Annotated in this window: 3 protein-coding genes; all 3 read left to right on the top strand. The window is 44.3% G+C overall.

The annotated features are described in order from the left end of the window. A partial coding sequence (locus HRU21_13505; GenBank protein ID NRA43299.1) for a transglutaminase domain-containing protein occupies positions 1-315 on the top strand: 315 nt, incomplete at its 5' end. A gap of 99 nt (positions 316-414) precedes the next feature. Then, positions 415-822, top strand: coding sequence for a hypothetical protein (locus HRU21_13500; GenBank protein NRA43298.1), 408 nt, complete (start codon positions 415-417; stop codon positions 820-822). Beyond that, a partial coding sequence (locus HRU21_13495) for a hypothetical protein (protein ID NRA43297.1) occupies positions 819-1605 on the top strand: 787 nt, incomplete at its 3' end. The genes HRU21_13500 and HRU21_13495, both read left to right, overlap by 4 nt.

Raw genomic sequence — 1605 nt, 5'->3', positions numbered from 1 at the left:
TTATTAGGTGTAAATAGTGTTGATGAATTTTTATTTACAACAAAAACAGGGTATTGCGAACATTTTAGCCAAGCATTTACCGTGTTGATGCGTGCCGCAAATATTCCTGCACGGGTTGTAGCAGGTTATCAAGGCGGTGAATTTAATCCGTTTGAAAATTATCTGATGGTGCGCGAGAAAGATGCGCATGCCTGGGTTGAGGTTTGGATTGATTCTCAAGGCTGGCTTCGTGTTGATCCCACCGCTGTGATCCCACAATCTAGAGTGTTGGAGAGCTCAGACAATGCTTTCAATGCTGGCTTTAGTCAATTTTAAGAGGCACAGTGGCTGCAACAGTTTCAACATAGACTCGATCAGCTAAATTTTTATTGGCAAAAGAAGGTAATTAATTACCAGTCTGCGCAACAGCAGCAGTTGCTGCTTGGCTTACTTGGCAAGGTAGATTATTTGCGTATTGCTCTGTTTGTGTTGTTTGCCTTTGTAGCAATCTTTTCAGGATTTTTATTATGGGATCTCTGGCTTGCGATGCGAAGCAAGCAACAGCAAGCGATTGAGCAACAGCTATGGCAGCAATTTACGGTATTATTGCAACGTTACGGTATGACGGTGCAAATAGCCGAAGGACCTTATGATCTGATGCAGCGTATAGACACGTCACAGTTTAATGCAGCGGCTAAAACCAGTACCAGGCAATTTCTTAAGCAATATGCCTTCCTGCGTTACGGCTGTGACAATCTTTCCGAACTCGATTATCAAAACGTATTAAAAAAAATGAAAATGGCGTTAATACAATCCAGAGTGCAACTCAGGAAATCCTCTTGAAGCAGATTAAAACCGGAAAATGGCAGCGTCAGTGGGCACTCACCAAAGCAACTTCTAAGCTCGGTAGCAAACTTGCCAGCGGTTTAGCTGTGAATATGCTATCAGAGCCTTTTAACTCCGCACGCCGCAACACTAACAATCAGGCACTGTATGCAGAGCAGGCAAAAGCCTTCAGTCAGGCCTTGGGTGAACTGAAAGGTTCGGTGGTTAAAATTGGACAAATGATGGCTGTATATGGTGAGTTTATTTTACCTCCAGCCATTATTAGCGCTTTGTCTGAGTTAGAAGAGCAAACTGAGGCGTTTTCCAGTGAACTTATTTTACCCAAAATCACCGCGGTTTTAGCTGATGCGGAGCAGTGGCAAATTGAGGAAGAAGCGCTGGGTGCGGCCTCCTTATCGCAGGTGCATAGAGCAAAGTCTGCCGATTTGGACGTTTGTTTTAAAGTGCAATACCCTGGAATTTTGGATACTGTGAGCGCTGACCTCGCTGCCATTGGACAACTGCTAAAGCTCGCACGTGTCGTCAATATCAAAGGCTTTGACAGTTGGCTGCTTGAATTGGATGAGTTGTTACGGATGGAGCTTGATTATCAGCATGAAGCAGATATTACCGAACGATTTGCTCGACTGTTACGAGAATCCGTTAGCGCCTCGAATGACTTAGATGTATTTTCAGTGCCCAAGCTTTACCGTCAATATTGCGATGCCGAGATACTGTGTCTTGAGTTTATGCCAGGCGAATCGCTGCATCATATCGATTTATCGACAATGAGTCTCGCGC

It is taken from the genome of Pseudomonadales bacterium, from assembly GCA_013215025.1.
Lineage (GTDB): Bacteria > Pseudomonadota > Gammaproteobacteria > Pseudomonadales > DT-91 > DT-91.
The sequence above is the reverse complement of the archived record's forward strand: the minus strand, read 5'-3'. Positions and strand labels throughout refer to the sequence as shown.